15 protein-coding genes are annotated in these 17,745 nt (G+C 40.6%); 7 read left to right on the forward strand and 8 right to left on the reverse strand.

Annotation, left to right across the window (positions count from 1 at the left end; all coding sequences use genetic code 11):
* Nucleotides 1-490: 490 nt before the first annotated feature.
* Nucleotides 491-1,783, reverse strand: coding sequence for an NAD(P)/FAD-dependent oxidoreductase (locus tag AC37HE_RS04285; RefSeq protein ID WP_500781549.1), 1,293 nt, complete (start codon nt 1,781-1,783; stop codon nt 491-493).
* Nucleotides 1,784-1,993: 210 nt separating this feature from the next.
* Between AC37HE_RS04285 and AC37HE_RS04290 the strand changes: the two genes are divergently transcribed.
* Nucleotides 1,994-3,007, forward strand: coding sequence for a GntR family transcriptional regulator (locus AC37HE_RS04290; protein WP_500781550.1), 1,014 nt, complete (start codon nt 1,994-1,996; stop codon nt 3,005-3,007).
* Between the two features lie 7 nt (nt 3,008-3,014).
* Here AC37HE_RS04290 and AC37HE_RS04295 read toward each other — a convergent pair whose 3' ends face one another.
* Entirely contained in the window at nt 3,015-3,764 is a 750-nt protein-coding gene (locus tag AC37HE_RS04295; protein WP_500781551.1) for an SDR family oxidoreductase, read from the reverse strand.
* A gap of 169 nt (nt 3,765-3,933) precedes the next feature.
* On the opposite strand from AC37HE_RS04295, the gene AC37HE_RS04300 reads away from it, so the two are divergent.
* The 6 genes from AC37HE_RS04300 to AC37HE_RS04325 all read left to right on the forward strand — a co-directional run bounded on the left by AC37HE_RS04300 (nt 3,934) and on the right by AC37HE_RS04325 (nt 8,344).
* A complete protein-coding gene (locus AC37HE_RS04300; protein WP_500781552.1) occupies nt 3,934-4,368 on the forward strand; it encodes a thioredoxin family protein in 435 nt (144 codons plus the stop codon).
* An 11-nt stretch (nt 4,369-4,379) separates the two neighbouring features.
* The gene (locus AC37HE_RS04305) at nt 4,380-5,363 is read left to right on the forward strand and encodes an FAD:protein FMN transferase (RefSeq protein WP_500781553.1); all 984 of its coding nucleotides are present in this window, start codon (nt 4,380-4,382) and stop codon (nt 5,361-5,363) included.
* Nucleotides 5,360-5,572 (forward strand): DUF4266 domain-containing protein, encoded by a 213-nt coding sequence (locus tag AC37HE_RS04310; protein WP_500781554.1) that lies wholly within the window; start codon nt 5,360-5,362, stop codon nt 5,570-5,572. Before AC37HE_RS04305 ends, AC37HE_RS04310 begins: the two co-directional genes overlap by 4 nt.
* Before the next feature lie 6 nt (nt 5,573-5,578).
* Nucleotides 5,579-6,898, forward strand: a complete 1,320-nt coding sequence (locus AC37HE_RS04315) for a DUF3570 domain-containing protein (RefSeq protein ID WP_500781555.1) — start codon at nt 5,579-5,581, stop codon at nt 6,896-6,898.
* A gap of 196 nt (nt 6,899-7,094) precedes the next feature.
* Nucleotides 7,095-7,334: a Nif11-like leader peptide family natural product precursor gene (locus tag AC37HE_RS04320; protein WP_500781556.1), complete on the forward strand. Its 240-nt coding sequence runs from the start codon at nt 7,095-7,097 to the stop codon at nt 7,332-7,334.
* A gap of 281 nt (nt 7,335-7,615) precedes the next feature.
* Nucleotides 7,616-8,344, forward strand: a complete 729-nt coding sequence (locus tag AC37HE_RS04325) for a redoxin domain-containing protein (RefSeq protein ID WP_500781557.1) — start codon at nt 7,616-7,618, stop codon at nt 8,342-8,344.
* An 85-nt stretch (nt 8,345-8,429) separates the two neighbouring features.
* On the opposite strand, the gene AC37HE_RS04330 is transcribed toward AC37HE_RS04325, so the two are convergent.
* From AC37HE_RS04330 to AC37HE_RS04355, 6 genes are all read right to left on the reverse strand, one after another.
* Entirely contained in the window at nt 8,430-10,076 is a 1,647-nt protein-coding gene (locus AC37HE_RS04330) for a DUF8614 domain-containing protein (protein ID WP_500781558.1), read from the reverse strand.
* A 59-nt stretch (nt 10,077-10,135) separates the two neighbouring features.
* A complete protein-coding gene (locus AC37HE_RS04335) occupies nt 10,136-10,489 on the reverse strand; it encodes an antibiotic biosynthesis monooxygenase family protein (protein WP_500781559.1) in 354 nt (117 codons plus the stop codon).
* An 862-nt stretch (nt 10,490-11,351) separates the two neighbouring features.
* A complete protein-coding gene (gene yidC / locus AC37HE_RS04340) occupies nt 11,352-13,268 on the reverse strand; it encodes a membrane protein insertase YidC (RefSeq protein WP_500781560.1) in 1,917 nt (638 codons plus the stop codon).
* A 22-nt stretch (nt 13,269-13,290) separates the two neighbouring features.
* Entirely contained in the window at nt 13,291-14,892 is a 1,602-nt protein-coding gene (gene pyrG, locus AC37HE_RS04345; protein WP_500781561.1) for a CTP synthase, read from the reverse strand.
* A 135-nt stretch (nt 14,893-15,027) separates the two neighbouring features.
* Nucleotides 15,028-17,100, reverse strand: coding sequence for a DUF349 domain-containing protein (locus tag AC37HE_RS04350; RefSeq protein ID WP_500781562.1), 2,073 nt, complete (start codon nt 17,098-17,100; stop codon nt 15,028-15,030).
* Nucleotides 17,101-17,288: 188 nt separating this feature from the next.
* The gene (locus tag AC37HE_RS04355; RefSeq protein WP_500781563.1) at nt 17,289-17,726 is read right to left on the reverse strand and encodes an Hsp20/alpha crystallin family protein; all 438 of its coding nucleotides are present in this window, start codon (nt 17,724-17,726) and stop codon (nt 17,289-17,291) included.
* Between the last annotated feature and the right edge of the window lie 19 nt (nt 17,727-17,745).

Consider the following 17,745-nt stretch of genomic DNA (forward strand, 5'->3'; position numbering starts at 1 on the left):
CCACTGCCGGATGAGGAGTTTGAACAATTTTAGCGCGCGGAAACCGGTTTTAGCTATTTTTCATTCAGCGGCGGCTCTTTTTGATTCCTTTTTCCAGCTGAAGGGAAAAAGGAATAGCCCGTCCGGCTAACGGACACAAAAGAAGAACAGAATAAAAAAGAATCATTCAAACCATGCGGCGCATGCACAATCTGCTCAACAAGCAACATAGAGCGTGCGCCTAAAGACGCAAATCTACTACAGCCCCGGGTGCCACTAGCTTCCGACATTCGCCAGAACCTCGTTTTACCCGGGGCTACTCCTATTTCACCCCGCTGGGGTGAGACGTTTTATATTACCGGTCTTGATAAACGGTCGAAATCGCTCCGTGCAAGCTTCCATCTCCATTGGATTGTCTTCAATTGTTTTCAACTGCTTTCTCTTGTTTTCCTTTACTTTCATTTCCGTTGGTGATTCCCCGGAATCATGTTTGTTTTATGCGCAATGTACTTTACAATGGCCTTTCCTGAGCTTTCCGCGATGGACGAAGAATTAAGCGCAGCGACTGATCGAAGGTAAAATACTTCCATAACCAGTTCACAAAAATGACCAGTCGGTTTTTCACTCCAACAATCGACATCAGGTGAATAAACATCCAGATAATCCAGGCAAAAGGACCTGAAAACTTCCAGTAAGGAAGATCGACTACGGCCCGGTTCCGTCCAACGGTTGCCATTGAGCCCTTATTTTTGTATTCGAAATCGACACGAAGTTTTCCTTCATCCAGGCGCTTTAGATTATCGGCCAGGTTGTCGGCTTGTTGCAGGGCGACCTGAGCTACCTGCGGATGCCCGGAAGGATATTTGGGCGTTTCCATATACGCAATATCACCGATCGCAAAAACACCATCCAGCCCTTCAACTTCGTTATAGCGATTCACTTTTACCCGGTTACCACGGGCCATATACTGAGGGTCGACACCATCCGGAATTTGTCCGCGAACACCTGCTGCCCAAATCAATGTTTCGCTACTCAATTCCTCTCCGCTGGCCAGGTTAATTGTTTTACCATCGTAAGCCGTTACCCGCTTATCCAACATGACATTTACCCCCATCTTTTTCAGGTATTCGGCCGACTTACGACCACTTCCGTCACTCATCCCATGCAACAAATGCGGATTCGCCTCGATCAGGGTAATTTGCATCAAATCGAAGTTGATATCAGGATAGTCTTTCGGCAGTACGAATCGCTTCATCTCAGCCAAAGCACCGCAAACCTCAACACCAGTAGGTCCACCTCCGACAACAACAACATTTAGCAAACTCTCCAGTTCTTTAGGTTCGCGTAGGGTTACTGCCTTTTCAAAATTCAGCAAAAGCGTATTCCGAAGATAAACTGCCTCCGAAACCGACTTCATTGGAATGCCATATTTGGTTACCCCTTCCATCCCAAAATAGTTGGTTGTTGCACCGGTTGCAATCACCAGGTAATCGTACCAAACATGTCCAAGCGGCGTTTGAATTTGCTTTTTATCCGGTTCAATACCGGTAACATGCGTTACACGGATGTGCATATTCTTTTCCTTTTGAAACACTTTCCGAAGCGGGAATGAAATAGAGCTGGGTTCGAGCCCTGAAGTTGCCACCTGATAAAACAAGGGCTGAAATTGATGGTAATTATTTCGATCGATCAACACGATCTGATAATCTTGGTTTTTTAACTTGCGTGCAAGCTTTAAGCCTGCGAAACCAGCACCAACGATGACGATTCGTTTTTTACCGGTTTCCGGAATATTTATTGCCATGAAATTTTTTCTTTTTCAAACAACAATTCTCAAAAAATGTTGAAAAACATATCTCTTTTATTTTGCCCCTTGTGCATCATAGTCAACTTCACGTTCTTTAGTCCAACTTTAATGGAATTTTTAAGTCAGAACGATCCTTTCTGATTCATTTTTTATAATTTCCGTGCACCAAACTAAAACACAACGCATTTACTGCAAAGTACCAGACCAATGACTGACTTAAACAGGATAAACAGCGAATCAGAAGTTCCTAAATATCTGCAGGTTGAAGAAATGATCCTAACCGACATTGAGACGGGGATCTTCAAGCAAGGACAGCGAATCCCCTCGATTAACGAGACCAGCGAAGATCTTTTACTTTCGCGCGATACGGTAGAAAAAGCCTATGCCAACCTGCGCAAAAAAGGTGTTTTGGTTTCGGTAAAGGGTAAAGGTTATTACGTCAATAAAGTTTCAAGCGGGAAGCGCCTGAAAATTGCCCTGATCATAAACAAGCTCAGCAATTACAAACGTAGTCTGTACAACTCATTCGTTCAAACCATGGGAAGCAAGGCCAGTGTTGATGTATTCATCTATCATTACGATCTGGTAGAATTTGAGACCATTATCGATGAAAACCTGAAGCACTATGATTACTTTGTTATTCTTCCCCATTTTCGAAACGACTCGGCCGCAGTGGTTCCTGTAATTCAAAAAGTACCCAAGGATAAAGTTTTGATTATCGACCGGTACTGGCAGGAGTTGGAAGATTACCCGGTGGTTTACCAGGAATACGATAAGGATATACAAACAGCCCTGGAAGAAGCAATCGACTTACTTCGGAAATACAAAAAATTGAATCTTGTATTTCCTCAAAACGAGTATTATTCGACCAATATCAAAAAAGGGTTTACACATTTCTGCCAGTTTCGGGAATTTGATTTCGAAATTATTGACAACCTCGATGAAAATAACATTCAGAAGGAAGAAGTATACATCCTTGTATCGGACAACGATCTATACATGTTTATCAAGTATATGAAGGCCCGCCAATGGAAAGCAGGGCAGGAAATCGGGCTCATTTCCTACAACGAAAATCCCGTAAAAGAGATTTTGTGCGATGGAATTTCAACCATATCAACCAACCATGACGAAATTGGCAAGAAAGCAGCCGAGATGATCTTATCGCGAAACTTCACGCATATTAAGAGCCCCTTCGAGTTTATCAAACGAAACTCGCTGTAGGTCTGGATTATTCAACGTAAATCATTTTTTTAGTCATTCCTCCATCCACAACAAAGTTCTGTCCTGTAATAAAATCATTTTCGGGCCGCAGTAAAAATTCGATCATATTGGCAATATCCTCCCCTTTGCCCACTCGCCCCACAGGATGTTGTGTGTGATCCTCTTGGCTCAAGGGATATTGCAGTGCTTGCGACCTTTTCTTCACTGCCGACACATCGATCCAGCCCGGACTAACCGCATTCACCCGAATTTCAGGTCCCAGACTCATTGCCAAGGCATGAGTCATCGCCAGCAGCCCCCCTTTAGTTGCTGAGTAAGCTTCGGTGTTAGGCTCCGATTGCAAAGCTCTTGTTGAACACATATTGATAATGACTCCTCTATTCTTCTTTAATTCGTCAGCAGTATATTTGGCACACAAAAACGGGCCCGTCAGGTTAACGGCAAGCACGCTGTTCCACTCCTGCAAACTCAGCTCCGGAATCGGTTTATTGGCAGCAATCATCGCATTATTTACAAGACCACAGATATTTTCACCCCTTTCTACAATTTCTCGAACAGCGGCAGCAACCTCCTGCTCATTCGAAACGTCAACTATCCTGTAACGCAAACTATCGTGCTTATGCTCTGCCTGCATTTCGTCAAGAGCTTCCTTATCATTATCCCAAACGAAAACACCATAACCTGCAGCAAGCAATTGAAGACTGGTAATCTGCCCTATTCCCTGCGCTCCTCCGGTTACTATAATGTTCCTTTTCATGTGAAGTTATTTGTAATTTCGAGACTAAAAATACAAGACCAATTCTATTTCAGCTTAAATTTTGATTTTTAAAGGTCTGTTAAAATTATTTAAATATAGAGATCTTTAAATACTGTATTAAACCATCTCCGCGTTGTCTTGTTAAACGAAACAATAAAAAAATAAATGTATGAAAAAACTAATCGCTCCGATACTGCTTCTCTTTATGGCAGTGTCAACTCTTTCGGCCCAGGACTGGAAGACCGATTTTAATGACGCTAAAGCTCAAGCTCAAAAGGAAAACAAAAAGTTGATCATGGTTTTTCAAGGGTCAGATTGGTGTGCTCCCTGCATGAAACTAAACCGGGAGATTTGGAGTTCGGACACTTTCAAATCGTACGCGAAAGACCACTACGTGATGCTGAAAGTCGATTTCCCTCGTAAAAAAGACAATGCATTACCCAAAGAGCAACAAACTAAAAACGGACAACTAGCCGAAACCTACAATAAAAAAGGCTTCTTTCCCTTTGTTGTCGTACTCGATTCCAAAGGAAAGGAGATTGGTGAAACCGGCTATAAACACATCAGCCCCGACGAATACATTAACCTTTTGAACTCGCTCTAAATTCAAACAATTTGAGAAGATCACTCATCTTGCTTTTTGCGCTACTCGGAACGATTAATTCGTTTTGTGCAGAAAGCTATACCCGAACCTTAAAGTTAATGGGGAGCAGGTTTGATATTACGGTTGTTGCCGATAACGAAGCAGAAGGGAACCATTACATTGATCTGGCTGTTGCTGAAATTTCACGAATAGAGAAGATCATTTCTTCCTGGGATGAAAACTCCCAAACTGCAAAAATTAACAGGAACAGCGGTATTCGTCCCGTTGTTGTCGATCCGGAATTATTCCAACTTATTGAACGCGCCCTTGCTATATCGAAGCTCACCGATGGTGCCTTTGATATCAGCTATGCCTCGATGGATAAAATCTGGAAATTCGATGGCAGTATGACAGAAATGCCATCACCGGAAGCAATTAAAGCCTCTGTAGCCAAAGTGGGTTTTCAGCATATTATCCTGAACAAAGCAGATCACAGCGTTTACCTTGATCAAAAAGGTATGAAGATTGGCTTTGGTGCCATTGGTAAAGGATATGCTGCTGATAAAGCAAAAGCCTTGCTCATGTCGAAGGGAGTGAAAGCCGGCATCATCAACGCATCGGGCGATATGAATACCTGGGGAACGCAGCCATCAGGCAAGGACTGGGAAGTTGGGATCGTTAACCCTTTAAATAAAAATAAAGTATTTGCTGTTCTTCCGCTGCACCAGGGAGCCGTAGTTACCTCGGGCGACTATGAAAAATATGTTCGTTTTAATGGTGTTCGCTACACACATATTATCAATCCGAAAACGGGCTATCCTGCGACCGGAATTATAAGTGCCACCGTGTTTGCGCCCAAAGCTGAATTAGCCGACGCACTGGCAACCTCAATCTTTGTAATGGGAATTGATGTTGGCCTGAATCGCATTAACCAGCTCCCGAATATCGAGTGCATCCTGATCGATGAAAAAGGAAATATTTACAGTTCTGATCATATTAAAATTGAAAAAGAATGAAAAAAAAGATTCTGTATCTGGCGTTGCTCGCCCTCTCGTTGGGATCGTGCACTGTTGTCAAAGAATATGAAAAAATTGACCTGAACGATCCGGACATGGAGTTGGGATCGAAAAAGATTGACCTTTTTGATAATAATTTTCATGCTTACCGTGAAGCTGCTTCCGGCGCCAATGCCGGTAAAACAGGAGGAGGATGTGGATGTAACTAAGAAATTATGAAAGGAAAACTATTAAGCTTACTAATCATACTGCTGGCAACAGGCTCGCTGTATGCACAGGAGCCGGATAGCACCGGCACCGGATATAAAAAAAGAGTTCTGCAAAGCACGGAGATTGATGTGCTGATGAATTATTATTCTCAGAACGGCGACCATGCTGCTGTTACCGGCGGACAAGGAACTGAAAAACTTCAGGATGGCATGTCAACGATCCTTGTTTCTGTTCCGTTGAACGAAGATGATGTATTGACCGTTGAAGCAGGGATTTCAGCCTATACTTCAGCGTCTTCAAGTAACATTAATCCATTTGACGGGAAAAAGCCGGCAAGCCCGTTTCAAGCCTCCTCAGGAGCTTCATCGGGCGATGTTTGGGCACATTTAGCAGGAACATACAGTCATAGCTCCGACGACCGGAACCAAATCTGGACCGGTAAACTGAGCACTTCAACGGAGCACGATTATTCTTCGTTTGGCTTTGGGGGTAGTTATACGCATTTATTCAATGAAAAGAATACGGAGTTGACCTTATCAGGAAACGTTTACCTGGATCAATGGTTAAAAATATACCCGTATGAGTTACGACCATATGCAACTGACGGAGATCGAAGATATTCTTCGTTATACACCAGGTATACGATAACGGGCAATACAGACTACAATCCTAAGTTTACAGGGCTGAGTGGTAAAAGCCGGAACTCATATTCCACGGGACTTGTCCTGACCCAGATTCTTTCCAAACGCCTACAAGGGGCTTTTCTGGCTGATTGGGTTCTGCAGAAGGGATTGCTTTCAACTCCATTTCAGCGTGTGTATTTTGCCGACTATGGTGACTCGTATATTGAAGATTTTCATTTAGCGGATGATGTCGAGCATTTACCCCACAGCCGCATGAAAGTCGCCTTGGGAGGTCGATTAAATTATTATATCAATGAGCACCTTGTACTGCGAAGCTTTTATCGCTATTACACCGATGATTGGGGGATAAAATCGCATACGGCAAGCCTCGAGGTTCCAATTAAGCTAGGAAGTAAATTTACACTATACCCTTCGTACAGATATTACACCCAAACAGCAGCCGACTACTTTGCCGGTTACAACCAACATTTATCGACCGAGCAATATTACACCTCTGATTACGATTTGTCGAAATTTAATGCCAATCAATATGGACTTGGCCTCCGGTACTCTGATATATTTGAAGATAAACATATCTGGAAACTGAAAATCAAGAATATTGATTTAAAATACCACTACTATAAAAGGGATACTGGGTTCAAAGCCAATTTTGTATCGTTCGGAATCGGTTTTGTCCTTTAACCATACTCAGCAACAATATTTATAAGCCGAAGACGAGATTTCGGCTTTTCTTTTTTGTTTTCGGAACAGCATTTGCAGCTTACTATTGAAAGGTTAAAAATCCAACCCTTTCATACGAAAAGGTTAGATTGTGCTGATTTATCCAACAAAAATGTAGGATTATTTGAGATTTATTAAAAACTAAAAGGAATTTACTATGGCGATTAATGATGCAATAAAATTTATTAACGAGTCGCAAAAGGACATCGAACTACGGAAAGCAGTAAACCAATGCAAACCTGAAGAAGTATTTGATAAACTCAAAGAGCTAGGTTACGACTTTGACCAGGCAGAATTTGAAGAATCAGTTAACATGCTTCATCTAAAATGCCAGTTTGAAGAACAAGCAAACCGATTGATGCAGACTGATATGTGGTTTAAAATGCTTTTAACCTAAAAAATTTACCCGACAAAATTCTCTTTTACAATACGAATTATTCCTAAAGTTACAATTCTATTGTACTCAAAAACAGGTCAATTTCGGGCCACCAATAGCATTACATATTAAATATTTTCAGTCCGAAATTTGCCCTGTTTTAATCATTTGACTTTTTCATGACAATGTAATTTCCCTTTTTAGGATTTTACCATCCGTTTATCCGAACATATTAAAATTAGTATCGTATCCAATCGATACATACCCCCTATTTACCAAGTAAAAATTAAATTTTAAATGTCATGAAAAAGTTATCTGTTTCCCTTTTGCTGGTACTCTTCGTTGTATCAGTAGCGTTCGCACAATCAAGTCAAATTCCGCTAATTGGCTCTAAAGCTCCTTCGTTTACGGCTGAAACAACGCAAGGAAAACTTCACTTCCCCCAAGATTTCGGAAAACATTGGAAAATTCTCTTCAGTCATCCCAAAGATTTTACACCAGTATGTTCAACCGAGTTACTTGAGCTGGCTTACATGCAAAAAGAATTAGAAGACATGAATGTAAAAGTTGCAGTTATCTCAACCGATAACCTTTCGCAACACAAAATGTGGGTTGCTCAGATGGAAGAACTGGACTACAAAAACCATGGTCCTCAAAAAATCGATTTCCCGGTGATTGATGACAGTAAAATGCTGATATCAAAAACCTACGGTATGCTGCATGCCCCTGTCAGCACAAGCAGAGACATTCGGGGAGTTTACATTATCGATCCAAACAATATTGTAAGATCTGTAAACTTTTATCCTGTTGAGGTAGGTCGTAACATGGTCGAAATAGAACGTATTGTATCGGCACTGCAAACTACCGACCAGGAAATGGTACTTACTCCGGCAAACTGGAAAGCCGGAGATGATGTTATGGTTCCTTATTTACCTTACCACCAAAACGAACTAGCAGATAATCCGAGTTTGAAGGATGAGTATTACAATGTTGGGAATCGGATGTGGTTCAAGAAGGTGCAAGACAAATAATCAGCCGTATTTTGTCTTAATCAATGAATCAAAAATGCAGAAAGGGGAATTTTATTCCCCTTTCGACTTAATTATTTGAACTTCATTATTGCACCAGATTTAATACTTCGGGGCCTTGCTGAAAAGTGATATCTACTGGAATGCCTTGAGCATTTATCCGGTCAAGATCTTTCTGCAGATCTTCGCGAATAGATCCCATTTTTTGGATAAGATCAGCAGCCTGCGTATAATCACCATTCCCTTGTATTGTCAGTAAAAGATCTGAAAGCTTCATCATCGCCTCCTTCATCTTTTCAAAATTAACACGATACGTTCCGGTTAATTCATCACGTTCGAAAGCCCCCTGGTTCTGGAAATAATAAAACCGAATCATATTGGCTTTACCATGTGCGCTGGCTGCTCCAAAACGAACCGAACGAAAAATACCGGCCATAAAAGTCACAAAATTATCCATCATGTCTTTGTCGCCCAACTCCCCCATCTCGTTGAGTTTGTATACAACCCATAAGCCTAAAATATCGGCTTTCCCTTCCTCCATCGAAGTATAGGTATCGCGCAAGGCTTGACGAACAGTCTTTGTTCCATCGATCGTATTTCCCAGTCCCAAACCATGGGCTACTTCATGAAACATGGTATTCTCGAAAAAAGCATCAAATTTAACATGCTGACGTTGATCTTCGGCAATCAGTAAATTTGCAATCGGAACCAGAATTTTTTCAAACTTGGCCCGCATCGCATTTTTAAGCTGAAGTTTCCGGCTTCCTTTTTCAGCTCTCACCTGTTCGTCGTTAGGCAAGTTAATCGCAATCGTTTTACTCCCTGCATTACAATCTCCGGCATAGTAAATCACATCGTAGGCATTTAAATCCGAATCACTCCCGGGCATTTCGCTTTTATAGGGAGCATCGCAAGGTAATGCACGTTGCAAGTCAGGCAGTAAATCGGCGAATTTAGCCAAGCGTTCACTCCATGCTTTATCTTTTACGAGGATGTAAGCTTCGTGCGAAGCCTTATAGCCAAACAACTGATCTTCGTAACTCTCAATTGGACCTACCACAAAATCTATCAGGTTGTTTTTCATATCCATCCAGGCCAAATCGCTGGCATGATAGTCGTCGGTTAGAAGGGCTTCAGCTCTTAACTCCATGTATTTCTTTAGACCAGGATCTTCAGCCAAAGCCGCAGCCTGGCGAATATAGTCCGCCGCCTGTTCGATTTCTGATTTAAACGCGATATGATATGGAATAGACTGAAGTTGGCCAACCGAATCACGTTTTACCAAAGTATATAAACTTGTTTTAGTAGGTTCGTCCCAGGCTTCAAACTCGGCTTTAGTCATATCTGCAGGATAAAATTGTGCTCCGGCAGGTTTGGGACCAACACCTTCCACAAAGGGTTTGTTGGCATTAAGCCTCTCCCACGGCCCGTAATTAATCTCAATAAACCGGGTCATTGCATCGCTCGTTGATTTGGCCAGAATTTCCTGCTTATCGCCATATGCTTCCTGCCAAAATATGTCATCCATAATTTTTGCAGCCTTAAAAAGTAAAGGAAGCATTTCCTTCTGGCTATCCGTCAATACCGACAAATCAGTCGTCAGTTTGAATGGAGCAAACGATGCTGCTTTTTGTTCGATACTCATTTCCCCCTTAATTTCCTTTTTAGGAGTACGACTACAAGCATAATTGAGCAAGATCGTACCGACCAGCATTAAAACAGTAATTTTTTTCATTATCGAAATATATCAGTTCATAATTCAAGCTCACAATTAAAGCGCGGATTATTTCTGTTTCACCAATCGTACTTAGAGTCCTTTACAACCATAGCAATTCGAATATTAAAATCGGTAGACCATTCATTCCCGTATTGCTGATACAATTGGTGTTCAACATTTAAGCGCCAATTTTCTATTGATTCCATACTTAGCCAAAAGGAAACCATTATTTCCGAGTCTGTTTTTGTTTCCTCGGCACCAAGAAAACCATCTTGCTCTTCAGCTAAACGAATCATACGCTTTGCAATTTTTACGCAACAATCTTTATTCGAGGTACGAAGCGAACTAAAAATAACAACAAAATAAGGGGGTTTAAGCATTTTTGCAATCTTGAACATACCAAATTTTTCATTTAGAATATTATTACTCAATCCTGTTTACAAAATCTACAATATCGGGAAGGGAAAATACACACGAACCTTATAAAAAGTTGCGTCTCATGCTTCCTTTCTGTTTCAACTCAGGTTTTAGAATCAAATAGGACCGAAATGAACATATATGACTCTACCGAACAGACACACCTGAGACAAAACGAATAAAACAGGCATATAACAAGTACATACAACCTACCATAATTCTTAAGCGAATGATCAAGGTCACCTTCGAGAAGAAGAAATTCACCTTTAACTTCCAGCATAAAAAAAGCAGGAACCATTAATGAAATTCACATAGTCTGCAAAAACGTTATTTCGAAATATCCCCCTTCAGTATAGATAACGTAATTCTGTCTCATGAAGCCCCTTTCCTATAAAAGCTACATGCAGCAAAATCCAAAGAATAGTTAGCCTAAAATTATGCCACCATATCGGCAACCAGAACAAATACGCATAAGCTTAAATTCCAATACCCTTCCCCAGGTACTAGTTCGATTATACAAAACTCTGTTTATCGCGTTCCGGTGATTTAAAAGAAGCAAATATGTTACTCTTCCCATCACTAAGTCCAACGCAAATCTACGACCTTTATACAGGATACAAAACTTGTATTTAACTTATTACCAAAAGAAAAGACCAACGCTTTTAATTTAGAGAGGAACACCCATCTTTTTCGGGAAGATCACCTTTAGAAAGAAAGAAAACCGTTTATCTATTTAATTGGTATTGAAATCTGAAAAGAATAGCAATACATCGAAAGAAAAGGGTTAAAATATGGCGACACAGACCTCATAGTCACTTTTAAGAGACAAAAAAGGGCCACCCTCATGGGCAGCCCTTCAATATCTTTTCTTGTATTTTATTTCTTCGGCATTTGAACACCGCGTTCTTTTGCCATCTGCTCAAGACGTTGTTGGAACTTCGATTTTTTAGTAGGCTTCTTTTTATTGGCATGCAACTGAGCCCTAATTTTCTCATCATCAATCAGCACTCTGAATAAATACATTTGGCCGATCGTGATTAAGTTTGCCAGGAAGTAATAGTAACTCAAACCTGCCGGATAGCTGTTCAAAATAAACAAGAACATGAGCGGCATAATGTACATCATGGTTTGCATACCAGGCATCGCATTGTTCGCACTTGCTTGCGAGTTCAATTTAGTTGAAATGATTGTTGTAACCGTCATCAACAAACAGAACAAGCTCACATGATCACCATAAATTGGGATGGTGAATGGCAAGTGAAAGATCGAATCGTAGGATGATAAGTCGTGAGCCCATAGGAAATGTTCTTGTCGCAACTCAATAGATGTTGGGAAGAAGAAAAACATCGCAAACAAGATCGGCATCTGCAATATCATTGGCAAACACCCTCCCATTGGATTAACACCTGCCTTCTTATACAGAGCCATTGTGGCCTGTTGTTTTTCCATCGCCTTATCTTTACCGTATTTCTCATTCAGCTCATCAATTTCGGGTTTCAAGGCACGCATTTTAGCCTGGGAGATATACGACTTGTAGGTGAACGGGAACAAAATCATCTTGATGAAAACAGTCAACAACAAGATAATAATACCGAAGTTCGCGATATGGTTCCGAAGTAAGTTAAATACAGGAATCACCAAATAGCGGTTCACCCAGCGCAACACGGAATATCCCAGATTTATCAACTGATCCAAATGTATTCCGTACTGTCTTAATGTTGTATAGTGGTTCGGTCCAAAATAGAACTGCATTCCGAAATCCTGATTTTGGGAAGCATCATACGGAATAGCAATATCGGCTCCAAAATCACCAACTTTTGTCAGGCTATTTTCATCGTGTGCATACTTAACTTCGGCTGTAGGAAAAGCATCGTCGGCAATGATCGATGAATTGAAAAACAGTTGTTTGAAACTGATCCATTTCACTTTTGTCTTCAACTCTTCGTCGCTTGTTTTCGAAGGAGATAACTTATCGACTTCATCCTGGTAATACTTGTAATATACTGTAGCATAGCGGTCTTCACCCATTTTTGATTTGCGTTCCAAACGAGGACCAGAGTATGCCCAGCTAAAGTTTAGATAATTCACATTTTGGGCGATCACATTATTCATTCCAGTGGTTTTAATATCAAAACCAACCATGAATGAGTTATGAGCAAGTGTATAAACATACTCCAAAGAGCGACCTTCTCCGGCACTCAAGGTCATGCCAATCGACTTGGTTTCACCTGGAAATTCTTCATTATACTCGATATCTCCTTCTTTTCCTTTTTTGACCTCAGGGCCAGTAGCAACCAGGGAAGTTTGTGAAGTTGATGGCGTAAAATACAAGTCGTCGGTAACAATACTTCTGTTCTGAGAAAAGAAGCTTAAACCAAATTTATTATCCGGACCGTTAAAGAGAATCAACGGTTTACCATCATAAGTTTTATAGTTTTTCAGTTCAACTGAATAAATCTTTCCCCCTTTTGTGGAAAGAGTAATCTTCATCAGGTTGTTTTCCAGCGTTACAAACTCTTCCTGACCGGTTGCTGCAGAGGCAAAGGCACCAAATTTATCAGCGGCCGTAGCATTAGCCAATGCTGTATCGGCGGCCATCTCGGCCTGTTGTTTCTCGGCCAGTTCTTTGGCCTGAATTTGAGCTTCCTGCTGGCGTTCTGCCTCAACCTGGGCAATCGAATCCTGACGGTGCTTGGCTGCGTCAATCTCCTCCTGCGACGGTTTGTTCAGGTAACTAAATCCGATCAGGATAGCTAGAATTATTACTATCCCCGCAATCGTGTTCTTATCCATAATGCTTGTTAATTTTCAATCGTTAGTTTTTTGCAGCATTCACAAAAGCTACAAATAGAGGATGTGGATTTAATACAGTACTACTATATTCCGGGTGGTATTGTACACCAACAAACCATTTGTGACCCGGGATTTCAACAACTTCAACCAAGTTTGTATCCGGGTTAATACCAACCGGAACCATACCTGCTTCCTTGAAGTTCTCAAGATATTCGTTGTTAAATTCATAACGGTGACGGTGCCGTTCATGAATTTCTTTTTTCCCGTAGGCTTTATACAAGTTTGAATTTTTATCTGCAATCACGCACTTGTAAGCCCCCAACCGCATCGTACCACCTTTCTCTGTAATTCCTTTCTGATCTTCCATCAAGGCGATTACCGGATAGGCCGTTTTTTCGTTCATCTCGGTTGAGTCAGCAGCTTCAAAATTGAGTACGTTACGGGCGTATTCAATCACTGCGATTTGCATTCCCAAGCAGATCCCCAGAAATGGAATATTATTTTCGCGAATATATTTGGTTGCCAAAATTTTCCCCTCGATTCCTCGGTGACCGAAGCCCGGAGCAATGATCACTCCATTGAGCCCGGAAAGTATTTCTGCAACATTCTTTTTATTAATATCTTCTGAGTGAATCCATGTCAGATTTACTTTGACACGATTAATTGCACCAGCATGAATCAATGCCTCGGCAATTGATTTATAGGCATCAGGTAATTCCACATATTTACCCACTAAGCCAATATTGATTTCTTTTTCAGGGTTCTTTAGTTTATGTAAGAACTCGTTCCAATCATCTAGTTTTGGTTCGTTCTTAGCCTCAAGCTTCATCTTACGTAAAACAGTCAAATCAAGCTTTTCTTCCAACATCTTGTTTGGAACATCGTAGATCGTGTCAACATCAATTGATTGAACAACTGCATCTGCATCAACATTACAGAACAAAGCTACTTTTTTACGCAAACTTATATTCAGATCATGCTCCGTTCTCAAAACCAAAACATCTGGCTGTACACCATTTTCAAGCAACATTTTCACAGAGTGTTGCGTTGGCTTTGTTTTCAACTCGCCCGATGCTGCCAAAAAAGGAACCAAAGTCAAGTGAATAACCAAAGCATTAGAGCCTAACTCCCATTTCAACTGACGCACAGCTTCAATGTAGGGTAACGACTCCATGTCGCCAACGGTACCACCAATCTCCGTTACCACAATATCATAATTGCGCTTCGTTCCCAGAAATTTGATCTTACGTTTGATTTCGTCAGTGATGTGTGGAATAATCTGAACTGTTTTACCCAAATAATCACCACGACGCTCTTTATTAATGACCGATTGGTAAATCCGTCCCGTAGTAACATTATTCGCTTGCGATGTGGGAACGTTCAGGAAACGTTCGTAGTGGCCTAAGTCCAGGTCTGTTTCTGCCCCGTCTTCGGTTACATAGCACTCACCGTGCTCGTATGGGTTTAATGTTCCTGGATCCACATTAATATAGGGATCCAACTTTTGAATCGTCACAGAATAACCTCTGGCTTGTAACAATTTAGCTAATGATGCAGCCAAAATTCCTTTTCCCAATGAGGACGTTACCCCACCTGTAACAAATATGTACTTCGTTGCTGACAAAATCGTAAAATTTAATTGTTCCTAAAAGCGCACAAATTTAAGCAATAAAACTTATTGCGCTAAAAAATGTGCATGTTATCGTATGAATATACCATTAAAAAACCCGCTTGAAGAAGCGGGTTAAATATTTATTGGTTAATCTTCATCGTCAGCTTCGTCAATTATTCGAATCTTTTCTTTCAGCATCTCGATCTTTTCGATCGTTGCCTGAATCTTCCGGTTTACATCTTCAATCAGCGATTCTGCATTTTTTGTATTGGCGAAGAATCCAATATTATTATTGAGCAAGGTCAGGTCATTCTCGAGCTGTTTCATCCGCGTGATGTATTTATCCCGTTCATGACGCATTTTATTTTGTCCTCGGCTGCTCTCTGTAAAATTCGATACTTTTGTTTTAAACTTCAGAATATCTCGTTTATGATCATCAATCCGAAGATGATCAAAATGCGCATTGATTGCAGCCCGAAATTCGTTCTGAACCTTGTCTTTATCCTTAAACGGCACATGACCAATTTCACTCCAACGACGTTGAAACTCTTTGATATGATCTAAATCAACATCTTCATCCTTCGTCGCCTTGTAATTATTAACCTCTTCAATCAAGGCTTTTTTAGCCTCCAAATTTTCAATCTGCTCATGATCGACAACTGAGAAATGTTCAGATTTCTGGTCAAAGAAGAAATCACAGGCAGCACGGAACCTTTTCCAAACAGCATCGGACTGCTTGCGAGGTACAGGTCCTACCTCCTTCCATTTCTTTTGAATGCTTATAAATTCGTCAGTTGTTTTCTTCCAATCAGTACTATCCTTCAATGCTTCAGCCTGCACACACAAATCGAGCTTCATTTGCAGGTTATTCTGCTGAATCTCTTTGTTCTGTGCATAAAATTCGCGTTTTGCGTCGAAAAATTTATCACAAGCACTTCTGAATCGTTCATAAACCTTATTGTTGTCCTTTTTAGGTGCAAAACCAATTGTGCGCCATACTTTTTGCAATTCAATCAGCTCTTTCGATTTGTGATCCCATTCTTTATGGCTATCAAAGTTCAACGCTGCTATTTCTTCAGCTTTCTCACACAAAGCAACTTTGGCTTCCAGATTTTTCCTTTGCTCATCCTTCCGATCTTCAAAGAACTCCTGATGCTTCTTGTTAATCTTCGAAGTTGCTAATTTGAATCGTTCCCACAATTCATCCTTTTTATCGCGAGGCACTGGTCCAATTTCGCGCCATTGCTCATGATATTTTTGCAGAATATTGAAGGCTTTAATCACTGAAGGTTCCATCAACAACTCTTCGGCTTTCTCACAAAGCGCGATTTTCGACTCCATGTTCTTTTTCAGATCGAGGTCGCGCAATTCTTTATTAATCTTGATATAATCGTAGAAATTCTCGACATGGTGATGGTAGGTTTCCCAAAGATCTTTCAGCTTCGCTTGCGGAACCAAACCGGTATCACGCCATTTTTGCTGTAAATCCCGAAATTCCTGAAAAGTTTTATTGATGGACTCTTTCCGGTTCACCAACGACTTAATATCTTCGATAATCTGGTACTTAATTTCCAGGTTTTCCTCTTTTTCTTCTTCCATCTCTTTGACCCGACTGCTACGCAGTTGGCGGTATTCCCGCAAGAGATTTCTTAAATCATCTTCATATGGCGCATTTCCCGGCTCATAATCATCTTCAGTGCCACCATCAGCAATAAACGCGGCTTTCTCGGTTTCGATATTAGCCTTATGCTTTTTATAAAAGTTGATTTTAATTCGATCAACTTCATCTTTAATATCTTCCTCGGGGGGTGAAGCCAGCAAATCACGTAAAGCATTAATTAATTCAACTTCGGTATAGGTTGAATAATCAATCTTTCCTCTTGCAATAACCTCATTAGCTGTATCCTCATCCATCTCCTCTTCGTCATCATCATCTTCAGAAGAATCATCCTCCGAAGAATCATCTTCAGATTCCTCTTCCTCCTCCGATACTTCCTCCTCCGATGCTTCCTCAACAGCTGAGGGTTGCTCTGTTGTTTCTTCCTCCGAAGTTTCCTCAGTCGAAGCAACAACTTTCTCTTGCTCCAATTCTTCAACTGACTCTTCCTTCGGTTCTTCACTTACAGGTTCGTTAACTTGCTGTGGCGTAGCTGCATCTCCTGTGTTTTCAGGTTTTGCATTTAACTCTTCATTTGAGTTGTTCAGATCTTTAGGCTCCATACAATATTATATTAAAATTACCGGGTAATTTTCAGATATTTAGGTCTCTTATGTTCTACGAAAATATAATTTTCATAACGAATACTCAAGCAAATAACTGACTATTTAAAAGAAAACCCGAGCATAAGGTACGAAAAAAGCCGTATCCTACACGAATACGGCTAACTCTTTTAATAATCGATTAATGATTATGCAATTTCAATATTTCTTACAATTTGTTTCTCTTCTTTCTTCTTCTGAATAACTAAGTTCAATATGCCATTTTCGAAAATCGCCTGAATTTGCTCCTGATTCATGTCATCTGCCAATTTAAAACGTTTTTCAAAGTTCCGGCTATTAAACTGAACTCGAGAATATTTGGCATCAACGTTCTCAGATTCTCCAACTTCTCCGGCAATTACCAAAACATTTTTATCCAGTGTAATTTTAACTTGATCTTTACTAAACCCGGGAATTTGCATTTCAATTTTCACCGAATCTTCAAATTCGTAAACATTAGTTGCTGGTTGAAAAGCAATTTCATTTTTCGCAAAACGGTCGTGATTAAATCCATCCACAAAGAAATCATTCAATAAACGATCGACTGCATTAAAACCATAGGTCGGATTAACTTTTACTAATTTCATTTTTATGTCCTCCAAATAA

Source organism: Mangrovibacterium sp., assembly GCF_059905295.1.